At 74.1% G+C, this 25,493-nt stretch carries 27 protein-coding genes; 12 read left to right on the plus strand and 15 right to left on the minus strand.

What is annotated here, in order from left to right; genetic code table 11:
* Window positions 1–25: 25 nt before the first annotated feature.
* From cobA to ACFOY6_RS03710, 7 genes are all read right to left on the minus strand, one after another.
* Window positions 26–778 (minus strand): uroporphyrinogen-III C-methyltransferase, encoded by a 753-nt coding sequence (gene cobA / locus ACFOY6_RS03680; RefSeq protein WP_379649014.1) that lies wholly within the window; start codon window positions 776–778, stop codon window positions 26–28.
* An 18-nt stretch (window positions 779–796) separates the two neighbouring features.
* Entirely contained in the window at window positions 797–1,366 is a 570-nt protein-coding gene (locus ACFOY6_RS03685; RefSeq protein ID WP_379649016.1) for a precorrin-2 dehydrogenase/sirohydrochlorin ferrochelatase family protein, read from the minus strand.
* 101 nt (window positions 1,367–1,467) lie between these two features.
* On the minus strand, window positions 1,468–2,991 hold the full coding sequence (glpK, locus tag ACFOY6_RS03690; RefSeq protein WP_379649018.1) for a glycerol kinase GlpK: 1,524 nt from the start codon (window positions 2,989–2,991) through the stop codon (window positions 1,468–1,470).
* Between the two features lie 85 nt (window positions 2,992–3,076).
* Window positions 3,077–3,622 (minus strand): histidine phosphatase family protein, encoded by a 546-nt coding sequence (locus tag ACFOY6_RS03695; RefSeq protein ID WP_456316929.1) that lies wholly within the window; start codon window positions 3,620–3,622, stop codon window positions 3,077–3,079.
* A complete protein-coding gene (locus ACFOY6_RS03700; RefSeq protein WP_379640772.1) occupies window positions 3,619–4,116 on the minus strand; it encodes a DUF427 domain-containing protein in 498 nt (165 codons plus the stop codon). Before ACFOY6_RS03700 ends, ACFOY6_RS03695 begins: the two co-directional genes overlap by 4 nt.
* Window positions 4,117–4,191: 75 nt before the next feature.
* On the minus strand, window positions 4,192–5,391 hold the full coding sequence (locus ACFOY6_RS03705; RefSeq protein WP_379649019.1) for an amidohydrolase family protein: 1,200 nt from the start codon (window positions 5,389–5,391) through the stop codon (window positions 4,192–4,194).
* A 60-nt stretch (window positions 5,392–5,451) separates the two neighbouring features.
* Entirely contained in the window at window positions 5,452–5,847 is a 396-nt protein-coding gene (locus ACFOY6_RS03710; protein WP_109517423.1) for an MAPEG family protein, read from the minus strand.
* Window positions 5,848–6,032: 185 nt separating this feature from the next.
* On the opposite strand from ACFOY6_RS03710, the gene ACFOY6_RS03715 reads away from it, so the two are divergent.
* The 9 genes from ACFOY6_RS03715 to ACFOY6_RS03755 all read left to right on the plus strand — a co-directional run bounded on the left by ACFOY6_RS03715 (window position 6,033) and on the right by ACFOY6_RS03755 (window position 14,051).
* Window positions 6,033–6,683, plus strand: a complete 651-nt coding sequence (locus ACFOY6_RS03715; protein WP_109517280.1) for a flavin reductase family protein — start codon at window positions 6,033–6,035, stop codon at window positions 6,681–6,683.
* Window positions 6,684–6,786: 103 nt separating this feature from the next.
* Complete coding sequence (locus tag ACFOY6_RS03720) at window positions 6,787–7,578, plus strand: SDR family NAD(P)-dependent oxidoreductase (protein WP_379640776.1); 792 nt, start codon at window positions 6,787–6,789, stop codon at window positions 7,576–7,578.
* Window positions 7,575–8,474: a polysaccharide deacetylase family protein gene (locus ACFOY6_RS03725; RefSeq protein ID WP_379649022.1), complete on the plus strand. Its 900-nt coding sequence runs from the start codon at window positions 7,575–7,577 to the stop codon at window positions 8,472–8,474. The genes ACFOY6_RS03720 and ACFOY6_RS03725 overlap by 4 nt, the downstream gene beginning before the upstream one ends.
* A gap of 135 nt (window positions 8,475–8,609) precedes the next feature.
* Complete coding sequence (locus ACFOY6_RS03730; protein ID WP_379649024.1) at window positions 8,610–9,809, plus strand: YncE family protein; 1,200 nt, start codon at window positions 8,610–8,612, stop codon at window positions 9,807–9,809.
* A gap of 5 nt (window positions 9,810–9,814) precedes the next feature.
* On the plus strand, window positions 9,815–10,597 hold the full coding sequence (locus tag ACFOY6_RS03735; protein ID WP_379649026.1) for a polysaccharide deacetylase family protein: 783 nt from the start codon (window positions 9,815–9,817) through the stop codon (window positions 10,595–10,597).
* 105 nt (window positions 10,598–10,702) lie between these two features.
* Window positions 10,703–11,650 (plus strand): sterol desaturase family protein, encoded by a 948-nt coding sequence (locus tag ACFOY6_RS03740; protein WP_379649028.1) that lies wholly within the window; start codon window positions 10,703–10,705, stop codon window positions 11,648–11,650.
* A gap of 45 nt (window positions 11,651–11,695) precedes the next feature.
* Complete coding sequence (locus ACFOY6_RS03745; RefSeq protein ID WP_379649030.1) at window positions 11,696–12,304, plus strand: DUF938 domain-containing protein; 609 nt, start codon at window positions 11,696–11,698, stop codon at window positions 12,302–12,304.
* 90 nt (window positions 12,305–12,394) lie between these two features.
* Window positions 12,395–12,907, plus strand: coding sequence for a hypothetical protein (locus ACFOY6_RS03750; RefSeq protein ID WP_109517286.1), 513 nt, complete (start codon window positions 12,395–12,397; stop codon window positions 12,905–12,907).
* A 145-nt stretch (window positions 12,908–13,052) separates the two neighbouring features.
* Entirely contained in the window at window positions 13,053–14,051 is a 999-nt protein-coding gene (locus ACFOY6_RS03755) for a cyclase family protein (RefSeq protein WP_109517287.1), read from the plus strand.
* Between the two features lie 19 nt (window positions 14,052–14,070).
* On the opposite strand, the gene ACFOY6_RS03760 is transcribed toward ACFOY6_RS03755, so the two are convergent.
* From ACFOY6_RS03760 to ACFOY6_RS03775, 4 genes are all read right to left on the minus strand, one after another.
* Window positions 14,071–15,000 (minus strand): WcbI family polysaccharide biosynthesis putative acetyltransferase, encoded by a 930-nt coding sequence (locus ACFOY6_RS03760; protein WP_379649032.1) that lies wholly within the window; start codon window positions 14,998–15,000, stop codon window positions 14,071–14,073.
* An 86-nt stretch (window positions 15,001–15,086) separates the two neighbouring features.
* Window positions 15,087–16,226: a GSCFA domain-containing protein gene (locus ACFOY6_RS03765; RefSeq protein WP_379649034.1), complete on the minus strand. Its 1,140-nt coding sequence runs from the start codon at window positions 16,224–16,226 to the stop codon at window positions 15,087–15,089.
* 75 nt (window positions 16,227–16,301) lie between these two features.
* Window positions 16,302–17,423, minus strand: a complete 1,122-nt coding sequence (locus ACFOY6_RS03770; RefSeq protein WP_379649036.1) for an extracellular catalytic domain type 1 short-chain-length polyhydroxyalkanoate depolymerase — start codon at window positions 17,421–17,423, stop codon at window positions 16,302–16,304.
* Window positions 17,424–17,511: 88 nt separating this feature from the next.
* Complete coding sequence (locus ACFOY6_RS03775) at window positions 17,512–18,198, minus strand: hypothetical protein (RefSeq protein WP_379649038.1); 687 nt, start codon at window positions 18,196–18,198, stop codon at window positions 17,512–17,514.
* A gap of 271 nt (window positions 18,199–18,469) precedes the next feature.
* Between ACFOY6_RS03775 and ACFOY6_RS03780 the strand changes: the two genes are divergently transcribed.
* Window positions 18,470–19,339: a diacylglycerol/lipid kinase family protein gene (locus ACFOY6_RS03780; protein ID WP_379649040.1), complete on the plus strand. Its 870-nt coding sequence runs from the start codon at window positions 18,470–18,472 to the stop codon at window positions 19,337–19,339.
* Window positions 19,336–20,181 (plus strand): inositol monophosphatase family protein, encoded by an 846-nt coding sequence (locus ACFOY6_RS03785; protein ID WP_379649042.1) that lies wholly within the window; start codon window positions 19,336–19,338, stop codon window positions 20,179–20,181. The genes ACFOY6_RS03780 and ACFOY6_RS03785 overlap by 4 nt, the downstream gene beginning before the upstream one ends.
* Before the next feature lie 53 nt (window positions 20,182–20,234).
* Here ACFOY6_RS03785 and ACFOY6_RS03790 read toward each other — a convergent pair whose 3' ends face one another.
* Both ACFOY6_RS03790 and ACFOY6_RS03795 read right to left on the minus strand, forming a co-directional pair.
* Window positions 20,235–20,390 carry a hypothetical protein gene (locus ACFOY6_RS03790; RefSeq protein WP_379649044.1) on the minus strand — a complete coding sequence of 52 codons (156 nt, stop codon included), beginning with the start codon at window positions 20,388–20,390 and terminating at the stop codon, window positions 20,235–20,237.
* Between the two features lie 166 nt (window positions 20,391–20,556).
* Window positions 20,557–21,426: an SDR family oxidoreductase gene (locus tag ACFOY6_RS03795; protein WP_379649046.1), complete on the minus strand. Its 870-nt coding sequence runs from the start codon at window positions 21,424–21,426 to the stop codon at window positions 20,557–20,559.
* Window positions 21,427–21,568: 142 nt separating this feature from the next.
* Between ACFOY6_RS03795 and ACFOY6_RS03800 the strand changes: the two genes are divergently transcribed.
* Window positions 21,569–22,099: a gamma carbonic anhydrase family protein gene (locus ACFOY6_RS03800; protein ID WP_109517294.1), complete on the plus strand. Its 531-nt coding sequence runs from the start codon at window positions 21,569–21,571 to the stop codon at window positions 22,097–22,099.
* Window positions 22,100–22,123: 24 nt separating this feature from the next.
* On the opposite strand, the gene ACFOY6_RS03805 is transcribed toward ACFOY6_RS03800, so the two are convergent.
* Both ACFOY6_RS03805 and ACFOY6_RS03810 read right to left on the minus strand, forming a co-directional pair.
* Window positions 22,124–23,491: a sigma-54-dependent transcriptional regulator gene (locus tag ACFOY6_RS03805; protein ID WP_456316930.1), complete on the minus strand. Its 1,368-nt coding sequence runs from the start codon at window positions 23,489–23,491 to the stop codon at window positions 22,124–22,126.
* The gene (locus tag ACFOY6_RS03810; protein ID WP_379649048.1) at window positions 23,491–25,320 is read right to left on the minus strand and encodes a sensor histidine kinase; all 1,830 of its coding nucleotides are present in this window, start codon (window positions 25,318–25,320) and stop codon (window positions 23,491–23,493) included. The genes ACFOY6_RS03805 and ACFOY6_RS03810 overlap by 1 nt, the downstream gene beginning before the upstream one ends.
* Window positions 25,321–25,493: the final 173 nt, after the last annotated feature.

Genomic DNA, 25,493 nt, shown 5'->3' on the forward strand with positions numbered 1-25,493 from the left:
GCCATGGGCCCGGTTGCGTGAGCGGTCAAGGTGCGGTGCTTGCCTGCTCCTCGGCGGCGGCGGCCAGCGGCAGGCCGCCGCGCGCGCAGGCCTCGCCCAGCAGCAGCAGGGCGGGGCCGTCCTCCACCCAGCCCTGGGCCTGCCGCGCCACCTCGGCGAAGCTGCCGCGCAGCACGCGCTGCCGCGACGTGCCGCCGCGCTCGATGAAGGCCGCCGGCTGCGAAGGGTCGCCCCCCGCCGCCACGATGCCCGCGAACAGCGCCGGCAGGGTGGTGACGCCCATATAGACCGCGACCGTCTGCCCCGGCTGAGCCAGGCTGGCAAAGTTCACATCCAGCCGGCCCTCCCGCGTGTGGCCGGTGACGAGGGTGAGGCTGCGGGCGGCGTCGCGGTGGGTGAGGGGAATGCCCGCCTGCGCGGCGCAGGCCAGCGCCGCGGTGATGCCGGGCACCACTTCGCAGACAAGGCCGGCGGCCTCCACCGCCTCCTTCTCCTCGCCGCCGCGGCCGAAGATGAAGGGGTCGCCGCCCTTCAGCCGCACGACCTTCATGCCCTCCCGCGCCAGGCGGACCAGCAGCGCGTTGATCTCCGCCTGCGGCACGCAGTGATGCGACCGCACCTTGCCGACATAGATGCGCCGCGCGTCGCGCCGCGCCATCTCCAGCACCTCCGCCGGCACCAGGCGGTCATGCACGATGACATCGGCCTCGCCCAGCAGGCGCAGCGCGCGCAGGGTGAGGAGGTCGGCGGCGCCCGGCCCGGCGCCGACCAGAGGCACGCTGCGCGCCGGCGCCGCCTAGGCCGCATCCAGCGCGGCGGCGAAGGCGGCGCGCACCTCGGCCACGCGCCCGGCCGCGGCCAGTTGCGCGGCGGGGCCGGTCAGCGCGGCGTCGAGGAAGCGGCGGCGCGCGGCGAGGTCGGGCAGGCGGGCGCGCACGGCGCGCTGGAAGCGCCGCGCCAGCGCCGCCACCCGCCCGAGGCCCGGCGCCAGCACCGTCTCGATCCGCTGCCGCACCATGCGCGCCAGCGCTGGCGCCGCGCCGCCCGAGCCGATGGCGATGGTGATGGGGTCACGGTCCACGATGGCGGGGGTGATGAAGCCGCACAGCTCGGGCCGGTCCACCACGTTCACCGGGATGCCGCGGGCGCGGCAGGCTTCCGCCAGGGCGTGCAGATCCTCTTCCGGCGCGCCGGCGGCGCAGGCCAGCGCGATGCCTTCCAGCAGCGCGGGCGAGAAGCGCGCGGCGTGGCGCGGGCGGGCACCGGCGGCGGCGAGCAGCGCGGCCTTGGCCTCCAGCGCCTCGCCGGCGCCCAGCAGCAGCACGTCGCGGCCCTGGAGGTCCAGGAAGATGGGGAAGTGGCGCATGGTCGCCCGTCCTTACGCGGCCTGCACGCGGCGGGGCAACAGGGCAGCGGCCGCGGCCCGGGGCGTGGGCCTGGAGCCTGGGGCCACCGCCGCGCCGGCCGTCACGCCTGGCGCGGGCTGGAGAGCGTCCGCCGCACCGCGTCGCGCCAGCCGGCATAGGCGGCCTCGCGCGCCCGGGCCGGCATGTCGGGCGTGAAGCGCCGCTCCAGCCGCCACCCCGCCGCGAACCCCTCCGGCTCCGGGCAGAGGCCGGATTGCAGCCCGGCCAGATAGGCCGCGCCCAGCGCCGTGGTCTCCTGCACCGCGGGGCGGTCCACCGGTGCGTCGAGCAGGTCGGCCAGGAACTGCATCGTCCAGTCCGAGGCGGCGAGGCCGCCATCGACGCGCAGCACCGGGATCTCGCCCGCCGCCGTCTGGCTCGCGGCCCAGTCGGCGTGCATCGCCTCGATCAGGTCGCGCGTCTGGTAGCCGATGCTCTCCAGTGCGGCGCGGGCGAAATCGGCCGGGCCGGAATCGCGGGTGAGGCCGAAGACGGCGCCGCGCGCCTCCGCATCCCAGTGCGGCGCGCCGAGGCCGACGAAGGCGGGCACCATGTAGAGCCGCCGCGCGGCCTCCGAGCGCGCCGCCAGCTCCCCGCTCTCGGCGGCGGCGCGGATCAGCCCCAGCCCGTCGCGCAGCCATTGCACCGCCGCGCCGGCGACGAAGATCGCCCCCTCCAGCGCATAGGCCCGCCGCCCGTGGAACTGGTAGGCGATGGTGGTGAGCAGCCGGTGGCCGGAGCGCACCGGCTCGGCCCCCGTGTTGAGCAGCGCGAAGCAGCCGGTGCCGTAGGTGGATTTCACCATGCCCGGCGTGAAGCAGGCCTGGCCGATGGTGGCCGCCTGCTGGTCTCCGGCGATGCCGCGGATGGGGATGGCGGCGCCGAGCAGCCCCGGCTCGGTGTGGCCGAATTCCGTGGCGCAGTCCCGCACCTCGGGCAGCAGGGCGGCGGGCACGCGGAACAGGTCCAGCATCGCCGGGTCCCAGCGCCCGGCATGGATGTCGTAGAGCAGGGTGCGGGCGGCGTTGGTGGCGTCCGTGGCGTGCACCCTTCCGCCGGTGAGGCGCCAGAGCAGGAAGCTGTCCACCGTGCCGAAGGCCAGCCGCCTGGCCTCGGCGGCGGCGCGGGCGCCCTCCACATGGTCGAGCAGCCAGGCGATCTTGGTGGCGGAGAAATAGGGGTCGATCAGCAGGCCGGTGCTGGCAGCCACCGCCCCGGCATGGCCCCCGCGGCGAAGTTCGGCGCAGGCCCGCGCCGTGCGCCGGTCCTGCCAGACGATGGCGTTGTGGATGGGGCGGCCCGTGGCGCGGTCCCAGATCACCACCGTCTCGCGCTGGTTGGCGATGCCGAGGGCGGCGACGGCGCCCGCCGCCAGCCCGGCCTTCGCCAGCGCGCCGCGCAGGGTCGAGAGGGCGGTGCGCCAGAGGTCCTCCGCGTCGTGCTCCACCCAGCCGGGGGCGGGGTAGTGCTGCGGGAACTCCTCCTGCGCCACGGCCAGCGGCTCCAGCGCCGGCGGGCGGAACAGGATGGCGCGGGTCGAGGTGGTGCCCTGGTCCAGCGCCAGGATCGCGCCCTGCGTCGTCATGCGGTGTGGTGTCCTCCCGGGTGCTCCGGCGGCCACCATGTCGGCTTCCGGCGCGGCCGTCGAGCCGGGGCGGGAGGGGCGTGGCTCAGCCGGGCAGGCGCCAGCGGCCGAGCGGGCTGCTGTCGGCGCGCAGCACCGCCACCTCGCCGGAGGCGGGGAAGAGGCCTGTCAGGGCGGTGATGTTCACCTGGTGCGTCACCAGCAGGGCGGCGCCGCGCGGCGCCCGGGCGGCGATCCAGCGGCGCAGCGCGGCGGTGGATTCCGGCTGCGCCGCGCTGTCCCGGAAGAAGGAATTCAGCGCCGGCAGCGCCTCCACCGGGCCGAGGCCGAGCAGGCGGGCCGTCTCCAGGCAGCGGCACCACTGGCTGGACCAGACCGGCAGCGCGCCGAGGCCCTGCGCGCGGAAGGCCGCGCCGATCCGCCGCGCCTCCTCCCGCCCCGCCTCGGAGAGGTTGCGCTGCGTGGCGCACGCCTCCAGCCGGAAGCCGGGCGGGTCGCCCACGCCAGGGGCCGTGGCGTGGCGCATCAGCGCCACATGGCCGCCCGCGCGCAGCGCCGCCCAGAGGCCGGGCGCCTCGGCGCGGGCCGTGGCGGAGAAGGCGAGGCCGGCCAGCAGGGCGCGGCGGCTCACCATCCGCGCGTGCCCGGCTCGCCCTTGAAGGGGCCGGTGACACGGCTGGTCACCCAGCCGCCATAGAAGCCGCCGGGCTGTGGCCGCGCCTGCTCCTCCCCCACCCAGCAGGAGTCGACGCGGCCGGCATAGAAGGCGAGGTGGCCGGCGATGGGCCGGAAGGCGGGCACCGGTTCCGGGTAGCTCCAGGCCGCCTCGGGCGCGGTGCGCCCGTCCAGCGCCAGCGACCAGTAGGCGGCGCGGCCCTTCCACTCGCACCAGGACTGGCCGGGGGCGGGCTGCAGCACGCCGGGGCGGATGTCGGCCGGCGGGAAGTAGTAGACGGGCGGGTGGCTGGTCTCCAGCACGCGCCACCCGGCGGTGGTCTCGGCGACCACCTGCCCGGCGAAGACCACGCGCAGCCGCTCCGGCACCGGCTCCAGCCGGGGCGGACGCGGATAGTCCCACACCGATTCCTGCCCTGGCCCCGGCTCGACGCGCTGCGGACGATCCATGGCCCTGTTCCCTTGCCCTGCCTCTCCGCCGCATCTGGGGGCGGCGCGCGGCCTGACCAGGGGCGGGCCGGTGCGTCAGGGTGCCTGCACCAGCGCCACGCCGCCGCGCGCCACCACCCGGCCCCGCTTGACCACCAGCCGGCGCGGCGGGTGGGCCACCACCGCCTCGGCCAGCGTCTCCGCCTCCACCAGCACCACGTCGCCGGAATCGCCGACGCGCAGGCCGTAATGCGGCAGGCGCATCACCGCCGCGCCGCCCTCGGTGCAGACGGAGAGCGCCATCTCCACCTCGTCGTCGCGCCGGAAATTGTTGCGGAGGCCGAGCAGCATGGCGCGCTCCAGCATGTCGGCATTGCCGTAGGGGCCCCAGGTGTCGCGGATGCCGTCGGAGCCCGAGCAGACGCGGATGCCGCGCGCGCGCAGCCGCGCCACGGGCGGCACGGGGCGGCTGGCGGAGCCCGTGGTCATGATGCCGATGTCGAGCGCCGCGATCTGGTCCAGCAGCCCGTCCACCATGGCGGTGTCGGCATCACCCAGGCAGAAGGCGTGGCTGACCACCACCTGCCCCTGCATGCCCAGCGCCAGGGTGCGCTCGAAGATCAGCTCCAGGCTGAAGGCGCCGAGCAGGCCGGGCTCGTGCAGGTGGATGTCCACCGGCTTGCCGAAGCGCTCGGCCAGGCCGAACACCGCGTCGAGATGCCCCTTCGGGTCGCGGTCGATGGCGCAGGGGTCGAGGCCGCCCACCACGTCGGCGCCCATGCGCATCCCGGCCTCCAGCAGCGCCAGCGTGCCCGGGCGCGCCAGCAGGCCGGATTGCGGGAAGGCGACGGTCTCGATGTCCATCGCCTCCCGGTAGGCGTCGCGCGTCGCCAGCACGCCTTCCAGCCCCTCCAGCCCCAGCTCGGTGTCGATATCGACATGGCTGCGGATATGGGTGGTGCCGTGGCGCAGCGACTGCACCACCTGCCGCGCCGATTGCCGCGCCGGGTCGATGCCCCATTCGCGCTTCAGCCGCCGCTCCGTGTCGATCTTGTCGATCAGCGCCGGGCCGGCCTGGTGCGGCCGCCAGCCCATGCCGAGCAGCGACTTGTCGAGATGGGTGTGCGCCTCGACCAGGCCGGGGATCAGCAGGGCGCCGCCGCCGGCCTCCACCGGCACGCCGGGCGGCGCCGTCACCTCCGGCCCGAGGCCGGCGATGCGGCCGCCCTGGATCAGCAGGGCGGCGGGGGCGCCGCCCATCGGGCGGATGTCGGTGATCAGCAGATCCTGGGTCATGGGGCCTTCCGGGGCTGGCGGCGGCGCCGCGCGGGGACGAAGGGGGAGTGCGGGGCGCGGCTAGCCGGCGGCGAGCCGCAGGAGCAGCAGCGGCGCCGCCAGGCCCAGCACCGCGAAGGTCAGCGCCATGCCGGCCTGGCGCAGGATCAGCGTCTCCGGCTCGCGCGAGATGCCGATGGCGTGCAGGACCCGGCCCGCCAGCGCCAGGCCGCCCAGCAGGTGCAGCAGGGCGGGCCCGCTGCCGGCGGCCTCCAGCAGCAGCAGGAGCAGCAGGGTCAGCGGCGCGTATTCGGTGAAGTTGCCCTGCGCCCGGCTGGCCCGCAGCAGCCGGACATCCTCGCCGAGCCCGAGCGCCACGCGCGCCGCGAGCCGCGCGCGGATCACCAGCAGGGAGAGCGCCAGCAGCAGCAGCCCGGAGAGGGCGGCGTAGAGGGAGGTGACGGGCAGCGCGGTCATGCGGCGGGCAGGCTCCGGCAGGGCCAGGACGGCGTCAGGGGTGGGGCCGCGGCCACGCCCTGGCGCGCCCGGCCCGGGCACGGTATGCGATTCCCGCAGGCCCTGCCAGGAGGGGGCGGAACCGCCCCGGCCCGCGCGCCCGCCCATCCCCTCCCGACCCTCCCCACCCAGCCCAGGGCCGCCGCATGACCGAGACGCGAGACTTCGACTTCGCCAGCCTCACCCCCCGCGAGCGCTACAAGCTGCTGATCGGCACCGTGGTGCCGCGCCCGATCGCCTGGGTGGTGACGGTGGATGGCGCCGGCCGGCCGAATGCCGCGCCCTACAGCTTCTTCAACTGCCTCTCGGCCGACCCGGCGATCGTGGCGCTCGGCATCGAGTTCCGCGCCGACGGCTCGCCCAAGGATACGGGGCGCAACATCCGCGAGACGGGCTGCTTCACCGTCCACATCGTCTCGGACGCGCTGCTGGAGGCGATGAATGTCTGCGCCGTGCCCTTCCCCCCGGGGGTGGACGAGCTGGAGCGCGCGGGCCTGGCGCTGCTGCCCGGCACGGCGGTGGCCAGCCCGCGCATCGCCGCCGCGCCGGCGGCGCTGGAATGCCGGCTGCACTCCTTCCTGGAGATCGGCGCCTCGCGCGAGATCGTGCTGGGCGAGGTGGTGCACGCCCATCTGCACGCCGGCATCGTCAACGACAGCCTGCATGTGGACCCGGCGGGGCTGGACGCGGTGGGCCGCATGGGCGGCCACGCCTATGCCCGCACGCGCGACCATTTCGACCTGCCCACCATGGACGCGGCCCGCTTCGAATCCGGCGACTGGCCCCGCCGCACCTGACAGAAAAAAGATGGGGGCGCGGGGGAATTCCTTCCCCCGCCCTTTTCACTTCTCTCTCGCTCGGATAGCCCCGGAGCCTTCGCCAGCAAGAGGAGCGACCTCCATGGATTTCACGCAGGAACTGGCCGGCCGGCGGGTGGTGGTGACGGGTGCCTGCGGCGTGGTGGGCCGCTGGATCGTGGACACCTTCGCCCGCGCCGGCGCGCGGCTCTGCCTGACGGACGCCGACGCCGCCGGGCTGGAGGCGCTGGCGGAGGCCACCCCGCTGGGCGAGGGCGGCTTCGCCCGCGCCGTGGACCTGACCGACGCCGCCGCCATCGAGGCGCTGGCCGCCGAGATCGGCGCGCGCTGGGGCGCGGCCGAGGTGCTGGTGAACAATGCCGGCGTCTATCCCAGCGGCTTCCTGCTCGACATCGACGCGGCGGAGTGGGACCGCATCATGGATGTCAACCTGCGCGCGCCCTTCGTGCTGACCCGCGCCCTGGCGCGGCAGATGGTGGGGCAGGGGGTGAAGGGCAGCATCATCAACATCTCCTCCGGCGCCTCGCGCAAGATGCGCCGCTCGGTGGTGCCCTACTGCGTCTCCAAGACGGCGCTGGACCGGCTGACCAAGGGCTTCGCCATCGAGCTGGCGGAATACGGCATCCGCGTGAACGCGCTGGAGCCCGGCTTTGCCCCCGGCAGCACCGCCAGCCCGCTGACGGCGGCGCATGTGGAGGCCACCGTGGCGGCCATTCCGCTCGGCCGCGGCAGCTCGCCCGAGGATGTCGGCAACGCGCTGGTCTACCTGGCCAGCAGCGCCTCCGCCTACATGACAGGCGGCACCATGACGGTGGATGGCGGCAACTCCATCGGTTCGCTCGCCGTGCACCAGGACAAGAAGTCGGCGCTGTGAGCGGGGCGGAGCGGGGCCCCTGGCCGGCCTACCAGTGGCCGGAGGGGAAGCGCAGTGCCTTCTGCCTCAGCGTCGATGTCGATGCGGACGCGCCCTATCTCTGGGCGCAGCGCCGGCCGGAGGATGCCCGCATGCTGGGCCAGCTGGAGCAGCGCCGCTTCGGCCTGCGGCAGGGCATCTGGCGCCTGCTCGACCTGCTGGACCGCTTCGGGGTGAAGGGCAGCTTCTTCGTCCCCGGCGTGGTGGCCGAGGCCAACCTGCACCTGCTGCCCGCCTTCCTGGAGCGCGGGCACGAGGTGGGGCTGCATGGCTGGTTCCACGAGATCGTGGCGCAGAGCAGCGATGCCGAGTTCACCGCGGCGCTGGAGGCTTCGCTCGAGCTGTTCCGCCGGCAGACGGGCGCCGCGCCGCGCGGCTTCCGCTCCCCCGCCTGGGAGATGACGCCGCACATGCTGGCCGAACTGCGCCGCCACGGCCTCTATGACAGCTCGCTGATGGGCGCCGACCACCCCTACGAGATGGAGGGCGTGGTGGAGGTGCCGGTGCAGTGGGCGATCGACGACGCGGTGCACTTCAAGTTCTCCGCCCTGCCGACCGATCGCGGGCCGCCCATGGCGCCCGGCCCGGTGCTGGAGGGCTGGCTGGACGAATGGGCGGCGCTGCACCGGCTGGGCCAGATGATGACCGTGACGGTGCATGACTGGATCTCCGGCCGGGCGCAGCAGCTGGTGCTGCTGGAGCGGCTGCTGGCGCGCGTCACCGCCGAGCCGGAGGCCTGGGTGGCGACGGTGGGGGAGGTGGCGGCGCACCACGCCGCCTCGGCCAATGCCGGGCGCTTCGCCGTGGCGGCGGCGCCGCCGGAGCCGGTGGAGCCGCGCCGCCTCGGCCGCGGCTGAGCGCGGCCACCATGCGGGGGGGGGCGAATGGCCTTGCTGGCAGGCCGGGGGGCGAAGCTGCTATCCTGGCCGCCGCGCCTCTCCTGTGCTTCCTCCTGGTCCTCCCGGCCCGCCGTTTCCCGAAAGCCTCGCCTGATGCGGATGCCCCGACTGCGCCTGACCCACCCCTGGCTGGCGGCCCTGCCGGCCCTGGCGCTGCTGCTGGGCGCGCCCGCCGCGCCGCGCGCCGCCGGGCTGGTCTATGTGCTGAACTCGGGCGACGCCACCATCCAGGTGCTGGATGCCGAGACGCGGGCGGAGGTGCGCCGCATCCCCGTGCTGCGCGAGGTGCACCACCTGGCCCTGACGCCGGATGGCAGCACTCTGATGGTGGGCGATTCCGGCGCCAACGAGATGCTGATGATCAACCCCGCCACGGGCGAGCTGATCCGGCGCGAGGCGCTCTCCAACCCCTACCACCTGGGCTTCAGCCCGGATGGCCGCTTCCTGGTCATCACCAGCCTGCGGCGGGACCAGGTGGACATCTACCGCTGGGACGGCGCGGCGCTGACCCTGGCCAAGCGGCTTGGCATGCCGGACATGCCGAGCCACCTCGCCTACAGCCCGGACAATCGCGTGGTCTATGTCACCCTCCAGGGCAGCGGCACCGTCGCCGCCATCAGCCTGGAGACGCTGGAGCCGCTCTGGACCGTGCCGGTGGGGCCGGAGCCGGCCGGCATCATCTGGCACCGGGACAGGCTGCTGGTCGGCATCATGGGCAGCGACCACGTGGCGGTGCTGGACCCCGCCACCCAGGCGGTGGAGCGCACCGTCTCGGTCGGGCGCGGCGCGCACGCGCTGTTTCCCTCGCCGGACGGCAGCACGATCTACGTCACCAGCCGGGTGGACAGCCGTATCACCCTGCTCGACCCGGCCAGCCTCGAGGTGGTGCGCAGCCTGAAGGTGCCGGGCGGGCCGGACTGCATCAGCATCGACCCGCAGGGCCGGCTCTGGGTGACGCTGCGCTGGCAGGGCCGCATCGGCGTGCTGGATGTCGAGACCGGCAAGCTGGAGACGCAGCGCGTCGGCCGCTCGCCGCACGGCATCCTCTACGCGGCCGTGGCCAGCGCCGCGCCGGAGGCCGCCGCAGGGACCACCGCCGCCGCCACGCCGGGCGCCACGGCCAGCCCGGCGCCGGCACCCGCCGCGCCCCCCCCGCCGCCCGCCGCCGCCAAGATGGCCCCCGTCATGGCTCCGGGAATGGCCGCTGGCGTGGCCCCAGGGGCTGCTCCGCCGCCCGCGCCCGCAGTGGCCGCGCCGCCCGCCGCCGGGGCGCCGGCCGCCCCGGCCCGTTGAGCGCCATGCGGTTGCCATCCTCCCGCCGGGGCCTGCTGTGCGTGGCGCTGGGCGGGCTGGCCGCCCAGCCGGCCGCCAGCCAGGCCCTCTCCAGGCCGGCCCTGGCGCAATGCCGCGCCGGCACGCTCTACCTCACCATCGACACGGGCTGGGGCCGGGAGGCGGAGGACATCGCCGCCGCCATGCGCGCGCGGGACGTGCGCGCCACCCTCTTCGTCGCCGACGAGCCGGATTACCGCGGCGGCCGCACCCTGGGCGAGGGCTGGGCGCCGTTCTGGCGCGCCCGCGCGGCGGAGAGCCACGCCTTCGCCAGCCACACCTTCCGCCACTGGTATTTCGGCGCCGATCCCGGGCCGGGGCGGGTGCGCTACGCCTCCCGCCGGGGGGAGGGGGCGGTGGTGCTGGATGGCGCCGGCCTCTGCGCCGAGCTGGCGCGGCCGGTCGATGCGCTGCGCGCCATGGCGCCGGAGGCCCGCATCCTGCCGCTGTGGCGCGCGCCGGGCGGCCGCACCAGCCCCAACGCGCTGCGACTGGCCGCCGCCTGCGGCCTGCGCCACCAGGGCTGGACCGCGAACGGCTTCCTGGGCGACGAGCTGGACAGCGCCGCCCACCCCAACGCCGCGCTGCTCGCCCGCGCCCTGGGCGCCATCCGCGATGGCGAGGTGCTGGTGATGCACTGGGGCGTGCGCAGCCGGCGCGAGCCCTACGGGCTGGTTTTTCCCGCCTTGCTGGACGGGCTGCTGGCGAAGGGCTTCTGCTTCGCCACCCTGCCGGCCCAAGGTGCTTGAGAAGACCGGGTGCTTGAGAAGACCGGGTGCTTGAGAAGACCGGGTGCTTGAGAAGGCCGGGTGCCTGAGACGACACGCGGTGCCTGAGGAAAGAGGAGGGCGCGCATGATCGACGCGCTGCAGGATGCCTGGAACATGGGCCAGGGCTGGCTGTTCGAGGTGCTGGTCCAGCCCGCGCTCTACGCGCTCGGCCTGATGGAATGGGCCGAGGACGCCTTCGAGTGGATGAATTTCGCGCTGTTCGGCGTGGTGCAGGTGCTGGTGATCTACGCCGTGTGCCGGCCGCTGGAGGCGTGGAAGCCGGTGGAGCCGCGCACCGACGGGCGCAGCATCCGCACGGATGTCTTCTACACCGTGCTCACCCGGCTCGGGCTGCTGCCGCTGCTGGCCTTCATCGCCTTCGCCTCGCTCGGCGCCTGGTGGGAGGCCTCGGTGGCCGACAGCGGCTGGGTGCCGCCGACGCTGGAGACCCTCTTCCCGATCCTGCGGGACTGGCCGCTGCTGGCGCTGGCCGTCTACATCGTGGTGCTGGATTTCGGCGAGTACTGGCGGCACCGCTTCCAGCACACCTTCGGCTGGTGGTGGGCGCTGCATTCCATCCACCACGCCCAGCGCCAGATGACCTTCTGGACGGATGACCGCAACCACATCCTGGACGACGTCATCGGCGCCGTCTGGTTCGGCGGCATCGCGCTGCTGATCGGCGTGCCGCCGGGGCACTTCCCCATCGTGGTGCTGGTGCTGCGGCTGGCGGAGGCGCTGAGCCACGCCAATGTGCGCCTCTCCTTCGGCCGGGTGGGGGAGCGGCTGCTGGTCTCGCCGCGCTTCCACCGGCTGCACCACAGCGAGCTGGCGCCGGGCGAGGAAGGCCGCAACTACGGCGTGCTGCTGCCGGTGTGGGACTGGATGTTCGGCACCGCCGATTTCCGCCGCGACATCTTCCGCCCCACCGGCGAATCCTCGCTGCCGGAGGCGCTGGCCACCGGCGGCTGGTGGCGCCAGCAGGTGCTCGGCCTGCGCCGCATGGGCGCGGCGCTGCTCGGCCGCGGCTGAGCCGCGCCGCTTGACGGCGCCGCCCGGGCGGGGAAGGTGAGGGGGATGAGCGAAGACCCCCGCATCTCCTCCCCCGCCGCGCTGCGCAACCGCGACCCCATCCTGGCGGTGCTGCGCCGCCACCTGCCGCCCGCCGGGCTGCTGCTGGAGATCGCCAGCGGCGGCGGCGAGCACGCGGTGCACTTCGCCGCCCATCTGCCCGGCTGGACGGTGCAGCCCACCGACCCGACGCCGGAGGCACGCGCCAGCCTCGCCGCCCGGCTGGCGGAGACGGGCCTGCCCAACCTCCGCTCGCCCCTGGCGCTCGACGTGCGGGCGCCGGACTGGCCGGTGACGCGGGCGGATGCCGTGCTCTGCGTCAACATGATCCACATCGCCCCCTGGGCGGCGACGCCGGCGCTGATGGCGGGCGCCGCGCGCTGCCTGCCGCCCGGGGCGCCGCTGCTGCTCTATGGCCCCTACCGGCGGGGCGGCGCCCACACCGCCCCCGGCAACGCCGCCTTCGACGAGAGCCTGCGCCAGCGCGACCCGGAATGGGGCGTGCGCGACCTGGAGGCGGTGACCGCCGCGGCCGTCGCCGCCGGCTTCCGCCCCGGCCCGGTGGAGGAGATGCCGGCCAACAACCTGATGCCGCTGTTCCACCGCGCGGGCTGAGCGCGCGCGGCGCCGCTTTCACCGCGCCGCAAGCATTGCCGCGCCATCCTGCCGGACGGGCGGACGATGCCGGGCCAGGAGGGCGGAGCGATGCGCGGCGGATGGATGATGCGGGGCCTGGGGATGCTGGCGCTGGGCGCGGTGCTGGGCACCGGGCTCGGCCCGGCGCTGGAGGGGTTCACGGCGGCCGGCCCGGCCCGGGCCGAGGCGCCCATGCCCCGCTTCGCGGCGGCCGACCCGGCGGCGCTGTCGGCGGTGGAGCAGGCGCGCGGCCCCCTGCTGGTCCGTGTCCGGGCCAACGGCCTGCCAGTGGAGGTCGAGACTCTGCGCCTCGACCTGAACGGCGATGGCGAGCCGGAGATCCTGGCCCGCCTCTCCACCCCGCGCGGCTGCGCGCCGCTTGGCCGGGCGGATTGCCCGATGCTGGTGCTGCAGCGCCAGCCCGATGGCCGCCATGTCGAGATCGGCACCTTCTTCGCCGACCGGGTGCGGCTGGCCGGCGAGCGCAGCCAGGGCTGGCAGGATCTGGAGATGCGCTTCGTCAACGGCCCCTGGCGGCGCGCCGCCTGGAACGGCACGCTCTACCGGAGCACGCGCCGCTGAGCCTTTTCGGTTCGGACTCGTCACAAAATCTTGAGCGGGCCCGGCCGCCCCGGCTTGGCTCTGGCCATCCTCCCGCCACGCCCGCAGGCTGAAGGCGCGGCCCGCAAGAGGCCGCCCATGAAGCAAGCCCTGTGGAGGATATGCCGTGAAATCCCTCTCCCGCCGGTTCCTGCTCGGCGCGGCCTGCCTCGGCTGTGGCGGCGCGCATCTCGGGCTGCGCGCCACGCCGGCCCAGGCCCAGTCCACCTCGTCCCCGCGCTGGAGCCCGCCGGCCTCGGGTGAGCGCTGCCCCTCCCGCTGGGGCCCGCAGGACCGGCGCGGCAGCATGAACCTGATGACGCCGGAGCGCGCCAAGCGCGCCGCCGGGCTGGTGCGCAACGGCACCATGGTGGAGCTGGGCCACACCCTGGCGCAGACCATGCCCTTCTTCGGCACCCGCCGCTTCGACGTGCACCTGAAGCGCACCTTCATGAACCCCCAGGCCAACCGGCGCGGCAGCAACGAGGAGCTGGTGGTCTCCGAGATCGGCCAGGTCGGCACGCAGCTCGACGCCTTCCCGCACCAGACCATCGGCGACGAGGTGTACAACTGCGTCAAGTACGAGGACATCGCCGGCCGCGACGGCTTCCGCGAGATGGGGGTGGACCGGGTCGGCACCATCTTCACCCGCGGCGTGCTGATCGACGTGGCCGGGCTGAAGGGGGTGCAGACCCTACCCGACGACTACGAGATCACCGTGGCCGACCTGGAGCAGGCGCTGCAACGGCAGGGCGTGGCGCTGGAGGAGGGCGACGCCGTCATCATCCACACCGGCTGGGGCCTGCTCTGGGGCCGCGAGAATGCGCGCTACGTCGCCGGCTGCCCCGGCATCGGCGTGGCGGCGGCGCAGTGGATCCTGCAGCGCAACCCGATGCTGATGGGCTCCGACAACTGGCCGGTGGAATGCGCGCCCTCCAAGACCATGCCGGATGCCAGCCTGCCGGTGCATCAGCTGGCGCTGGTGGTGCATGGCGTGCACCTGCTGGAGAACATGAAGCTGGACGAGCTGGCGCGGCGCGGCCAGTCGGAGTTCGCCTTCATGCTGCAGCCGCTGAAGATCAGCGGCGGCACCGGCTCCACCGTGGCGCCCACCGCCATGTTCTGAGCGTGCCGCGGCGCCGCGCTCAGGCGGCGCCGATGGCGGCCTCCGCCAGGTTCAGCTCGGCGCGCAGCAGCGCCAGCGCGGCGGCGGCGCGGCGGTGGCCGGCCACCGCCTGCGCCACCCGCTCCGACATGGTGGCGTAATGCTCGAAGCTGCGCGCGATATAGGCCGGGAGGTCCATCACGTTGAGCTCCCGGTCCCCCTTGCCCGTGATCGAGCCGCGGAAATGCAGGTGCCCCCGGAGGCCCAGGCGCCGGCCGATCTCGGGGTAGACCGGCCAGACCGGATGGTTGAGCAGCCGGTCGCCCAGCGCATCGCCCAGTTCGCCGGTGTGCTCCTCCACCAGGCCGAGCCGCCGCAGCACCGCATGGGCGATGTCCGAGATGACGTAGGGCTTGGGGTGGATCACGGTGTGCATGAAGGCGCGGCCCCGCCAGCCCTGCAGCAGGGCGGCGCCGTCGAGGCCGAAGCCCGCCATGTGGGCGGTGAAGGCCTGGCTCGCCAGCGCGAACTCGTCGAAATAGCCGAGCCGGGCATAGACGAAGCTGTTGAACATGCGGGCCGTGCGCTCGGGCGGCAGGCCGGCCACGAAGGCGGCGGCGATCAGGGCGGAATTGCCGGTGCCCATCGGCCCCTGGATGTTCCCCGCGGTATCGCCGAGGGAGACGCAGTCCGGATGGTAGCCGCCGAAGGTCACGCCGGGGATGAAGTGCAGGTTGGCGTGCGCCGCCTGCGCCAGCGCCTGGCGGCGCAGCGGGCCGAAGCGGGCGCCGCCGATCGGCTGGACGAAGGCATGGTCGTAGCCGGGAATGGCGGCGGCGATCTCCTCCGCCTGGCGGGCGGTATCCGGGCGCGTGGTCGGGAAGTGGTCGATCCGCGCCCCCGGCAGCCAGATCTGGAGCGCGTCCCGGAAGGAGCCCGTCTGGCAATTGCCGATGAGCAGAATTTTCATCTCGACGTCTGACACCTCTTCAGGACCCGTGGCGCATCGCCCGGCGCCTTCGGCCGGGCGGGAAAACATAGGAAACCGGCGGCGCCTCAGCGCAGGCTGCGCTCGATCTCCTCCTCGTCGCAGATGATGTCGAGGTTCTGCGCGTATTCGGCGGCATAGTCCTGCCGCAGGGAGGGCGGCACCGTGCCAGCCCCGATATCGGACGGCGGCGGCCCGGCGGGGGGCTCCTCCGGCAGCGGAAAGGGCTCGGCCGCCGCGGCCTCGCCATCCTCCTCCTCCGCCAAGCGCAGCAGGTGCCGGCTGAACACGTCCATCACCGCCGCCACGCCCTCCGGCGTCACGGAGCGCAGATCCTCCTCGTAGTACCGGCCACGGGATTGCGGGCCGGTGATGATCTCGAAGGAGGGGAAGTAGAGGACGCCCGGCAGGCCGTCGGCCACCTCCTGCGCGGCCACCCGCAGCACGGACTTGCTGTAGACCGTGGCCGGCAGCACGTGCTGCGCCGTGTAGGTGGCGATCAGCGAGACGGGCGAGACCGTCAGGATCACCCGCACCCGGGGGTTCACCGCCCGCAGGCGGGCCAGGAAGGTGGCGAGGTCGGCGCGCGTCTCGGCGGCGGTGAAGTTGTGGAAGGCGTAGTCCTCCGCCGGCCGGCCCGCGCCGACCACGCCGGGCGCCAGCGGATAGGCCGCGCCGTCCAGCCGGCTGACCCAGCCCTCCGTCAGCCCCAGGGTGAAGACGAAGACGTCGCATTCCTCGAAGGCGCGGCGGATCGCCTGCAGATGCGGCTCCCGCGCCCGCCGCACCGCCTTCGAGCTGTCATGCCCCGTCTCCAGGATGCGCGGGCGGAAGGCGTCGACATAGCGCCCGTCCGGCCGCTGCCAGACATCGTCCTGCGGCTCGAACAGGCCGTAGGCGCGGTTGAAGGTCTGCAGCAGCTGCCGGCAGGTGTAGATGTTGCCGTAGCGGGCGGAGAACAGGTCGTAGCCATGCGGGTCGGCCTCCGGGTCGCCGCCGCTCTCCGCCCGGAGATAGCTGAAGCCCTGCGCCACCAGATGCCGCGCGATGTGCTGGGCGAAGCAGCTTCCCGCCGTGGCCACGGCGTCGCGCGGGCCGATGGTGAAGGGGGTGCCGGCCAGCGGATCGACCGCATCCCGCGCCGCCGGGCGCGAGACGGCGCGCGACCAGAAGGCATGGTCCGGAAGACCGAGATAGGGATTCGTCAAGGGGTCCACCCGCCATGGTTGCGGACGCCCCGTCATGGCGCCCGCGCGCTTTGTGGCGCGGGCCGGGCGGGTCGGTCAATCGCTCCCCAGCCCGGCCAGACGCCGGGCCTTGCGCAGCAGGCGGGCGGCCAGGGAGGGGCGCTCCGTCACCTCCCGTGCCTCGCCGCCGCGGCTGACCACGAAGGCCCTTTGCGGGGCCGGTGCCAGGCCCCAGAAATCCAGGATGGCATGGGTGGAGGAAAGGCCGACATCCAGCATGTAGGGGCCGGCCTCGCCGATCCGGCCCTCATGCTCCTGCGCCTCGCCGGGCGGGTGCAGCGGCACGCCATGCGCCAGGCTGTCGATGCTGTAGGCCTCGGCCAGCCGCCGGCCGTCCGGCGCCAGCCACAGCCGGTGCGTCACGCCATCGGCCGTGGCGCTGCCGGCGGGCTGCTCCAGGTCCTGCCCGTGCAGCGCCAGCCACTGCTTCAGGATCTCGTCGGCATTGGCCGGGGCCACCGTCCGGTCCGCGGCACCCTGCCAGACGGATATCCGCGGCCAGGGCCCGGCATGGCCGGACGCGGCCCGCACCGGCGCGGCCCGTTCCTCGGCGCTCAGGATCTTCGGTTGGAACATGGCCTCGAAGGCCTGCGGCACGCTGGCGGCGGCGCCATGGGGCAGGCCCGCGAGAATGGCCCCTGCCGCGAACACCTCCGGATAGCAGGCCAGAAGGGCCGAGCTCATGCCGCCGCCCGCCGACAGGCCGGTGACGAAGACGCGGCGCGGGTCCAGCCGGTGCTCGCGCAGCATGTGGTCCACCATCTGGCGGATGGAGGCGGCCTCGCCGGAATCGCGGCGCGTATCGTCCGGGGCGAACCAGTTGAAGCAGCGCTTGGGGTTGTTCTCGCTGCGCTGCTCGGGCAGCAGCAGGGCGAAGCCGAGGCGGTCCGCCATGGCGGACCAGCCGCAGCCGCGGTCATAGCCCGCAGCGGTCTGGGTGCAGCCATGCAGCGCCACCACCAGCGGCGCGCCGGGGCGGAGCGCGGCCGGCACATGGACGAGCATCCGTAGCGCGCCCGGGTTTTCGCCGAAATCGGCGATCTCGTTCAGGCGGCCATCATCCGCGGGGCCTTCCGGCGCGCCGACGAACAGGCGGCTCCAGCGCTGGCGCAGGCGGATCAACCTGTCCAGGCCATGCAGCGCAAGCGTCACGGTCATCCTTTCAGCGTTGTGCGCGCCTCCGCTCATCCGGGCGGCAGGGCTGCTCCCGGCACCGCGGAGGAAACCGCGCGGAAGGGAGCCGGGATCAGGCCCCTTCCTTGCTTGGTTGCAACGCACAAACACTGCGATGGATGCTGCGGATCAGGTCCGGCAGGTCCTTCGTGTCCACCGGCGTGGCGGCGACATAGCGCGAGACGATGTTCGCGGTGATCACCAGCGCCGCCGGAATGGTCCGTGGCGGGGCATCCTGCGCCCCGAGCGCCAGGATGCCACCGGCGATCGGCAGGTCCGGCGGCACGGGCAGCGGCGGAAAAGCCAGGGATGGAGAAGGCAGCGGCGGAGAAGGCAGGGGCGGCGTGTCCTCCGCTTCCGGCGCCCCGGCATCCGCCGGCATCTCCGCCGGTTCCTGCGCCGCGGCCATGCCGGCAGGGACTGCCGCCGGAAGTGGTTCGGCGGCGGGCGGCTCGGCGGCGGGCGGCTCGGACGCGGCGATGTCGGAAGCGGTGGCATCCGCGGCGGCGGGAGCCGGCGCGGCAGGAGCAGCGGGCGCCTCGGGCGCGGGAACCGCCACGGGCCCGGGCTGTTCCAGAAGATGCCGGAGCGTGGCGGCCGTTTCGAAGAAGCCATCCTCCCGCATGATCAGCCAGGGCTCGCCCTGGATCCAGAACACGCGCCGTTGCATCGACAACACAGCCACCTGTTGTGCATCAGCCGCGACCAGGCGGCAGCCGCGCGCCTTCGCAATGGCGGCCTCTTCAGGCGTCAGGTTCACGAAACTTTTGTCCTCCGAAGCCGGTCCGTGCGGGAGCGGTGGGTTCGCTTCTCGGCGGCCCGCTGTTGGATACTAACATGACTGGTGAAGCGACATGATAACCGCATGCGCGGAAGAATTGATAGAATTTGTTTTGATGGCGATGAATTAACGCGCTTCGTCCGTTTTTTTCTACAGTTGTTTGCGGTCCGCGCGCGAAGTTGAGAAGCGCCATCCCCTCCTCCCTTCAAGGGACCGGGGAACGGCGGCGTCCATGCTGTGTTACCTCGGCATGCAAGCTCTTCTGTTCCACAATCCTTCCGCGGGGCAGGGCGACCATTCCCTGCGGGAGCTCACGGCGGCGCTCGAGAGAGCCGGCCTCTCCCTGCGCGTCTGCCCCAGCAAGGGCGAGGCCGCCGCCAGCGCGCTGGAGACGGCGCCGGATCTGGTCATCGTGGCCGGCGGCGACGGCACGGTCGGGCGCATCGCCACGCGGATGCCCAGCAGGGCCCATCTGGCCATCCTGCCCTTCGGCACCGCCAACAACCTGGCACGCTCCCTGGGGCTGTGGGATTCGCATCGGGCCTTCGCCGAATCCTGGAGGCAGGCCCGCCAGGTCCGGCTTGACCGCGCCTTCGTGGAAGGCCTGGGCGAGCGCCAGCGCTTCCTGGAGGCGGTGGGCTTCGGTGCGCTCGCGCGCGCTGTGGACCATGCCGACAAGAGCGGCACGGAAGGCATCGAGGCCGGGCGTGCCGCCTTCCGCACCATCCTCTCCCATGCCGAGCCGCGGCGCTTCCGGGCCCTGCTGGACGGCGAGCCATGGGAAGGGGAAAGCCTGTTCGCCGAAGCCATGAACATCCCGCTCTTCGGCCCCAACCTGGCCATCGCGCCGCAGGCCCGCCCCGGAGACGGCCGGCTGGACCTTGTGGTGCTGCCACCCGAGCGGCGCGAGGCCATGATCGCGTGGCTGCACGCCCCCGAGCAGGGGCCGCCGCCGACGTTAAGCCGCGCCGCGCATGAGATCGTCCTCTCATGGCCCGCCGGCCCGGTGCGGCAGGACGACACGTGCCGCGACGAGACGCTGCCCGAGGAAATCCGCCTGGGGCTGGAGCAGGAGGCGCTCACCGTGCTGGTTCCCGCCGCGGCGGAGCGCGTGGCATGAGCGCCGCCGGAGTCGGGCTGCCGGATGGGTTGAGCCCCGCCCTTCTGGCCGAGATCGAGGCGATGGCGCTGGAACTGGCCCGTCTGGCCGGGACGCAGATGGCGCAGGCGCTGGGCCATACCCTGGCCGTGGAATACAAGAGCGATCCCGCCGGGCAGCTCAGCCTGCGCGACCCGGTCTCGGAAGTGGACCGCGCCGTGGAAGTGCTGATGCGCGCCCGGCTGGCGGAGCGCTTTCCCGACCATGACGTGCTCGGCGAGGAGATGCCGGACCGCCCCGCCTTCGGCAGCCGCTTCGTCTGGGCGGTGGACCCCGTGGACGGTACCGCCAACTTCATCAACGGCTTTCCGCTTTTCTCCGGCTCCGTGGGCGTGTTGCTGGACGGCCGGCCGATTGCGGGCGCGGTGTGGTGCGCCTCGAGCCACGCGCTGCGCGCCGGTGTCTATCACGCGACGGTGCAGAGCACGCTGCGCTTCGAGGAGGAGCCCGTCGCCCGCGCCTACAATCCGGCGATCCGCCGGCGCCTCGCCGGGCTGGCCAACCATGCGCCGAACATCCCCTCGGCCTGGGAGGTGCGGCGGACCGGCTCGGCCGCCATCGAGTGCGCCTTCATCGCGGCGGGGCTGCTGGAAGTGGCCCGGTTCGAGCGGCCCAATGCCTGGGACGTGGCCGGCGGGTTCGCGCTGGTGCAGGCGGCGGGGGGCACCATCCGCACCCTTGGCGCAGAAGGGTGGGAGGATTTCGCGGGGTTCGGCGCCGCCGAGGAACTGGCGGGCTGGCGCCGGCCCGTGGTGCTGGGGCGGGCCGAGGCGGTGGAGCTGCTCTGCGCGGCCACCCGCTGAAGGCGTGGAGAGGAGGGAGAGCGGCGTGGCTCTCCCTCAGGCGGAGGCGGCGGTCAGTTCAAGCTGGCATGGCGCACCAGCGCCACCAGCTCGGCCGGAAGATCCTGGTCCTGATCCAGGGCGGCAGGCTGCTCGAGATTGGCCCGCAGCCAGGCATCCAGCGCCCGGTCGGGCAGGCTGCGGAGGGCGGGCGGAGCTTGCGTCTTCATCGTCTGTGGCCTGTCATCAGTCACGGGCTTCGCCCTCCCGGGCGCTTGCGTCTCGGCAGGATAACGGAGCGGAACAACGTACGGTTGCGGCTGCACCGTCATGATGACCGACATGGCAGAAGGCGTAACCTTTCTGCCACAGCACCGGCCCGGGCGGCCGCCGCCCTCAACCCGTGGCGTGGGCGAAGGTTTCGGCCAGCCCTTCCGCCAGCGGCCGGGGCGAGACCCCCAGCGTGGCGCGCATCTCGGCGATGTCGAAGGCCTTGTCCTCGGTCAGCCGGCGCAGCTCGTCCGGGCCGATGCGCGGCAGGCCGGGCACCAGCGCGGCCACGCGGCCCAGCAGGACGAGCGGCGCCAGCGGCATGGGCAGCACCGGCGGCGCCCGGCGCCCGGCGGCATGGGCCACCGCCGCCAGGAAATCCCGGTAGGCGACGGGCTCCGGGCCGGCCAGCACCAGGGTGCGGGGGGTGGGCCAGTCGCGGTCCAGCGCCGCCAGCAGGCAGGCGGTCAGGTCGTCCTGGTAGATGGGCTGCACCAGGGCCCGGCCGCCCCCCGGCAGCGGCGCCACGGGCAGCCGGCGCAGCAGGGCCGCCAGGCGCTGCACGTTGTTCTCGCCCTGGGCGCCGTAGATCATGGTGGGGTGCAGCATCACCCCCGGCTGGGGCCCCGACAGGAAGGCGGCCTCCCCGGCACGCACGCCATCGCCATGCGCGTCCGGCCAGCGCGAGAAGCGGCGCGTGGAACCGATCAGCACCAGCGTGGCATCCGGCGGCGCCGCCCGCTGGATGGCGGCCGCCCAGCGCGCATGGGCGGTGGAGACGATGCGCTCCGCCCCCTCCAGCGCCCGCGCCAGCGCCGTGTGGTCGCCGATCTCGGCCAGGCGGGGCTCGAGCGGGATGCCGCGCGCCGCCCAGCGGGCCGGGTTGCGCACCACGGGGATGACGCTGTCGCCGCGGGCGAGGAGGGCGCGGCAGAGGGCCGCGCCAGTGCGCCCCGAGGCGCCGAGCACGGTGATGGCGGAGGCGGACCGGGTCATGCCGCCGTCGCTAGAGGCTTCCGGCGGCAGGGGCAAGGGGCCCTGGCGCGTGGGGGAGGGGGGTGCTGGACCATTGCCGCCCCCTGACGCATCCTACCGCGCGGACGGGGGCCACCCCGCCGGGAAGAACACAGGAAACGCCATGCCGCTCTATGAACTGGATGGAATCGCGCCCCGCCTGCCGGAGGCCGGCCGCTACTGGATCGCCCCCGACGCGCATGTGATCGGCGACGTGACGCTGGGCGAGGATGTGGGCATCTGGTTCGGCGCCGTGCTGCGCGGGGACCGGACGCCCATCATCGTCGGCGCCGGCACCAACATCCAGGAGGGCGCGATGCTGCACGCCGATCCCGGCGCGCCGCTGACCATCGGCGCCGGGGTGACGGTCGGCCACCATGCCATCGTGCATGGCTGCACCATCGGCGACGGCACGCTGGTGGGCATGGGGGCCACGGTGCTGAACAATGCGCGGGTCGGCCGCAACTGCCTGATCGGCGCCAATGCCCTGGTGACCGAGGGCAAGGAATTCCCCGACAACTCGCTGATCATCGGCTCGCCCGCCAAGGCCGCGCGGGAGCTGGACGAGGCGGCGATCGCCGGCCTGCGCGCCTCGGCCGAGAACTACGTGCGGAACTGGCGCCGCTTCGCCAAGGGGCTGCGCCGCATCGACTGAACGCCCGGCGGCGGGCGGGGCGCCTCACCCGGCCGCGCCCTCCTCCCTGCCGCCGCGGTAGTCCTGCGGCGCGATACCGTGGCGCTTGAGCTTGTCGTAGAAGGTCTTGCGCGGAATGCCGAGGGCGGCGACGGCCTGCCGCACATCGCCCTGGTGCGCCGCCATCGCCTCCGCCAGCAGCGCCGCCTCATAGGCATCGACGCGCTCCGGCAGGGAGGCAGCCCCCGCCATCGCCCCAGCCGGGGCCGCCCCGGCCGCGGCAGGCAGATCGGCCAGGCCCAGCGCCACCCGCTCGGCGAAGTGGGAGAGCTCGCGCACATTGCCGGGCCAGGCATGGCTCTCCAGATGGCGCCGCGTGGCGGCGTCGATCGCCGGCGCGGGCCGCTCGAAGCGCGCCGCGGCGCGGGCCAGGAAATGCGCGAACAGCAGCGGGATATCCTCCCGCCGCTCGCGCAGCGGCGGCACCCGCAGCGTCACCACATGCAGCCGGTAGTAGAGATCCTCGCGGAAGGCGCCCTGCCGCACCAGCTCGGCCAGACCCACCTTGGTGGCGGCCACCACGCGCAGGTCGAGCCGCCGCACCTCGTTGGTGCCGAGGGGGGCGATCTCGCGGCTCTCCAGCACCCGCAGCAGCTTCACCTGCATGGCGGGCGTCATGGCCTCGATCTCGTCGAGGAACAGCGTGCCGCCATCGGCATGCTCGATGCGGCCGACGCGGCGCTTCTGCGCGCCGGTGAAGGCGCCGGCCTCGTGGCCGAACAGCTCGCTCTCCATCACGCTCTCGGGCAGGGCGCCGCAGTTCAGCGCCACGAAGGGGCGGGCGGCGCGGCGGCTCAGCGCGTGGAGCTGGCGCGCCACCACGTCCTTGCCGCTGCCCGTCTCCCCCTCCACCAGCACGTCCACCGCCGCGTCGGCCACCTGGCGCAGCGTCTCCCGCAGGCGGCGCATGGCCGGCGCGGCGCCGAGGAAGGCCCCGTCCTCCGCCCCGGCCGCCTCCACCGCCCGGGCCAGGCGCCGGTTCTCCAGCACCAGCCGCCGCTTCTCCAGCGCGTGGCGCACGGCGGCGAGGAGCTGCTCGGCCGGGTAGGGCTTGGGCAGGAAGTGGTAGGCCCCCTCGCGGATGGCGCCGACCGCCATCGGGATGTCGCCATGCCCGGTGATGAGGATGACCGGCAGGTCCGGGTCCAGGGCGCGCAGGCGGCGGAACAGGGCCAGCCCGTCCATGCCCGGCATGCGGATGTCGGTCACCACCACGCCGGGGAAGTCGGCGTCCAGCACATCGAGCGCCCGCCCGGCGGAGGGCACGGCCATGGCCGTCAGCCCCTCCAGCGCGAAGCTCTGCAGATTGGCCTCCCGCAGGGTGTCGTCGTCGTCGACGAACACAACGTCCATCACAGCGCCTTCCCGAAGGTCATGACGAATTCCGCGCCTTCCAGGCCCTCCGGGCGTTCCGGCGCCTCCAGCGTGCCGCCGAGATCGGCCACGATGTCGCGGCAGATCACCAGCCCCAGGCCGAGACCGGCGGATTTGGTGGTGGTGAAGGGCATGAACAATGAGCGGCGCACCACGGGCGCGAGGCCGGGGCCGTTATCGGCGACCCGCAGCGTGGCGCCGCCCTCCGGCCCGGCGGCGGCGCTGATGCGGATGCGGCCATCGGCGCGGCCCTGCAACGCCTCGATGGCGTTCTGGACGAGGTTCACCAGCACCTGCTCCAGCCGCACCCGCTCGGCGCGGAGCCGGGGCTCGCCCTCCACCGCCACCTCCACCGCGACGCCGTGCTGCCGCAGCCGGTGGCCGACCAGCAGCAGCGCCCCCTCGATGGCGGCGCGCAGGGCCACCGGCTCGCTCTCGCCGCCACCCTTGCGGGCGAAGCCGCGCAGCCCCTCGGTGATGGTGCCGATCCGCCCTGTCAGCCCGGCGATCGTCTCCACCGCGCGCCCGGCCGTGGCCGCGTCGCCGCGCCCCAGCAGCTTCAGCGCGTTGTCGGCGAAGGTGCGGATGGCGGCCAGCGGCTGGTTGATCTCATGCGCCACGCTGGCGGTGATCTGGCCGAGGATGGCCAGGCGGTTGGCCTGGGCCAGCTCGTCGCGCAGCCCGTGCAGCGTGGCCTCGGCGCGCTGGCGTTCCACTGCCTCGGCGCGCAGCCTTGCATTGGCGGTGCGCAGCTCGGCGGTGCGGAGGCTCACCTGCTCCTCCAGCTCCTGCCGGCGGGCGGCGTCGCGCGCCAGGTCGCGGCGCAGCTGGCCGCGCCGCCGCCGCGCCAGCGCCATGCCCGCCAGCATGGCGCCGCCCAGCAGCAGCGCGCCCAGCAGCGCCGCCAGGCGGGCCGGCTCCAGCACCGGGCGCACCGGGGCCAGCAGGGTCAGCGTCCAGCCGGTGCCGGGCACGGGGCGGGTGACGGGCAGGGCCGGGCTGTCCTCCGGCCGGGCGCCGGGCGGCAGGCGGCGCAGCGTGGCATCGCCGGCCAGCGGCGCGAGGCGGAGGTCGCCGAGCGGCGCATTGCCGAATTGCAGGCTCTCGCGGATCGCCTCGTGCTCCGGCCCCGCCAGCGGCCGGGTGGCCAGGAAGTGCCAGGCCGGCACGCTGGTGACGGTGACGATGCCGCGCGGGTCCGTGGCCAGGACGGGACCGGGCAGCCGGCGCCAGGCTTCCTCCACCGCCTCGAACTCCGCCTTGACGACGATGACGCCGGCCGGCCCGTCCCGCCCGTCCAGCCGCCGCGCCAGGTAGAGGCCGGGGCGGTTGCTGACGGTGCCGAGGGCGAAATGCTCCGCCGCGCCCTCGCGCAGCGCATCGCGGAAATAGGGGCGGAAGGCATAGTCGCTGCCGACGAAGCTGGTGCCGGTGCGCCAGTTGCTGGCGGCCAGCGCCACGCCGGTGCGGTCCAGCGCGTAGATCACGGCGGTGCGGGTGCCCTGGGCCAGCGCCTCCAGCTTGGCGTTCAGCGCCTCCAGCCGCGCCGGGCTGGGGGCGGCGAGCGCCTCCCGCAGGTCGGGGTCCTGCGCCAGGATGAGGGGCAGGCTGCGCTGCTTCTCGATCTCGGCCTGCAGCACGGCGCCGCGCAGCTCGGCGGCGGCGCCGGCCGAGGCGGCGAGGTCGGCCAGCACCCAGCGCCGCGCCAGATGGTCGGCGCCACGGTCGAGCGCGAACAGCACGGCGAGGGCCGCGACAACCTGGAACAGGCTCCGCCATGGGCGGGCCGCGCCGGGCGCGGCGCTCATGCCGGATGCCCGCCAGGCCGGGCGGAAAGCCGCACAACGCCTCTGGAATCTGTGCGGAAATCCGCACGATCAGCGCCGGCGTGCCGGCCATGCCGCCGCACAAACATGTATAAGATCAAGGAGTAAGCCAGAGCGGCCGGACCCTGCCCGCTCTGGCACCCCCCTTGCCATGG

Source organism: Teichococcus aestuarii, assembly GCF_042651065.1.
Classification (GTDB): domain Bacteria; phylum Pseudomonadota; class Alphaproteobacteria; order Acetobacterales; family Acetobacteraceae; genus Pseudoroseomonas; species Pseudoroseomonas aestuarii.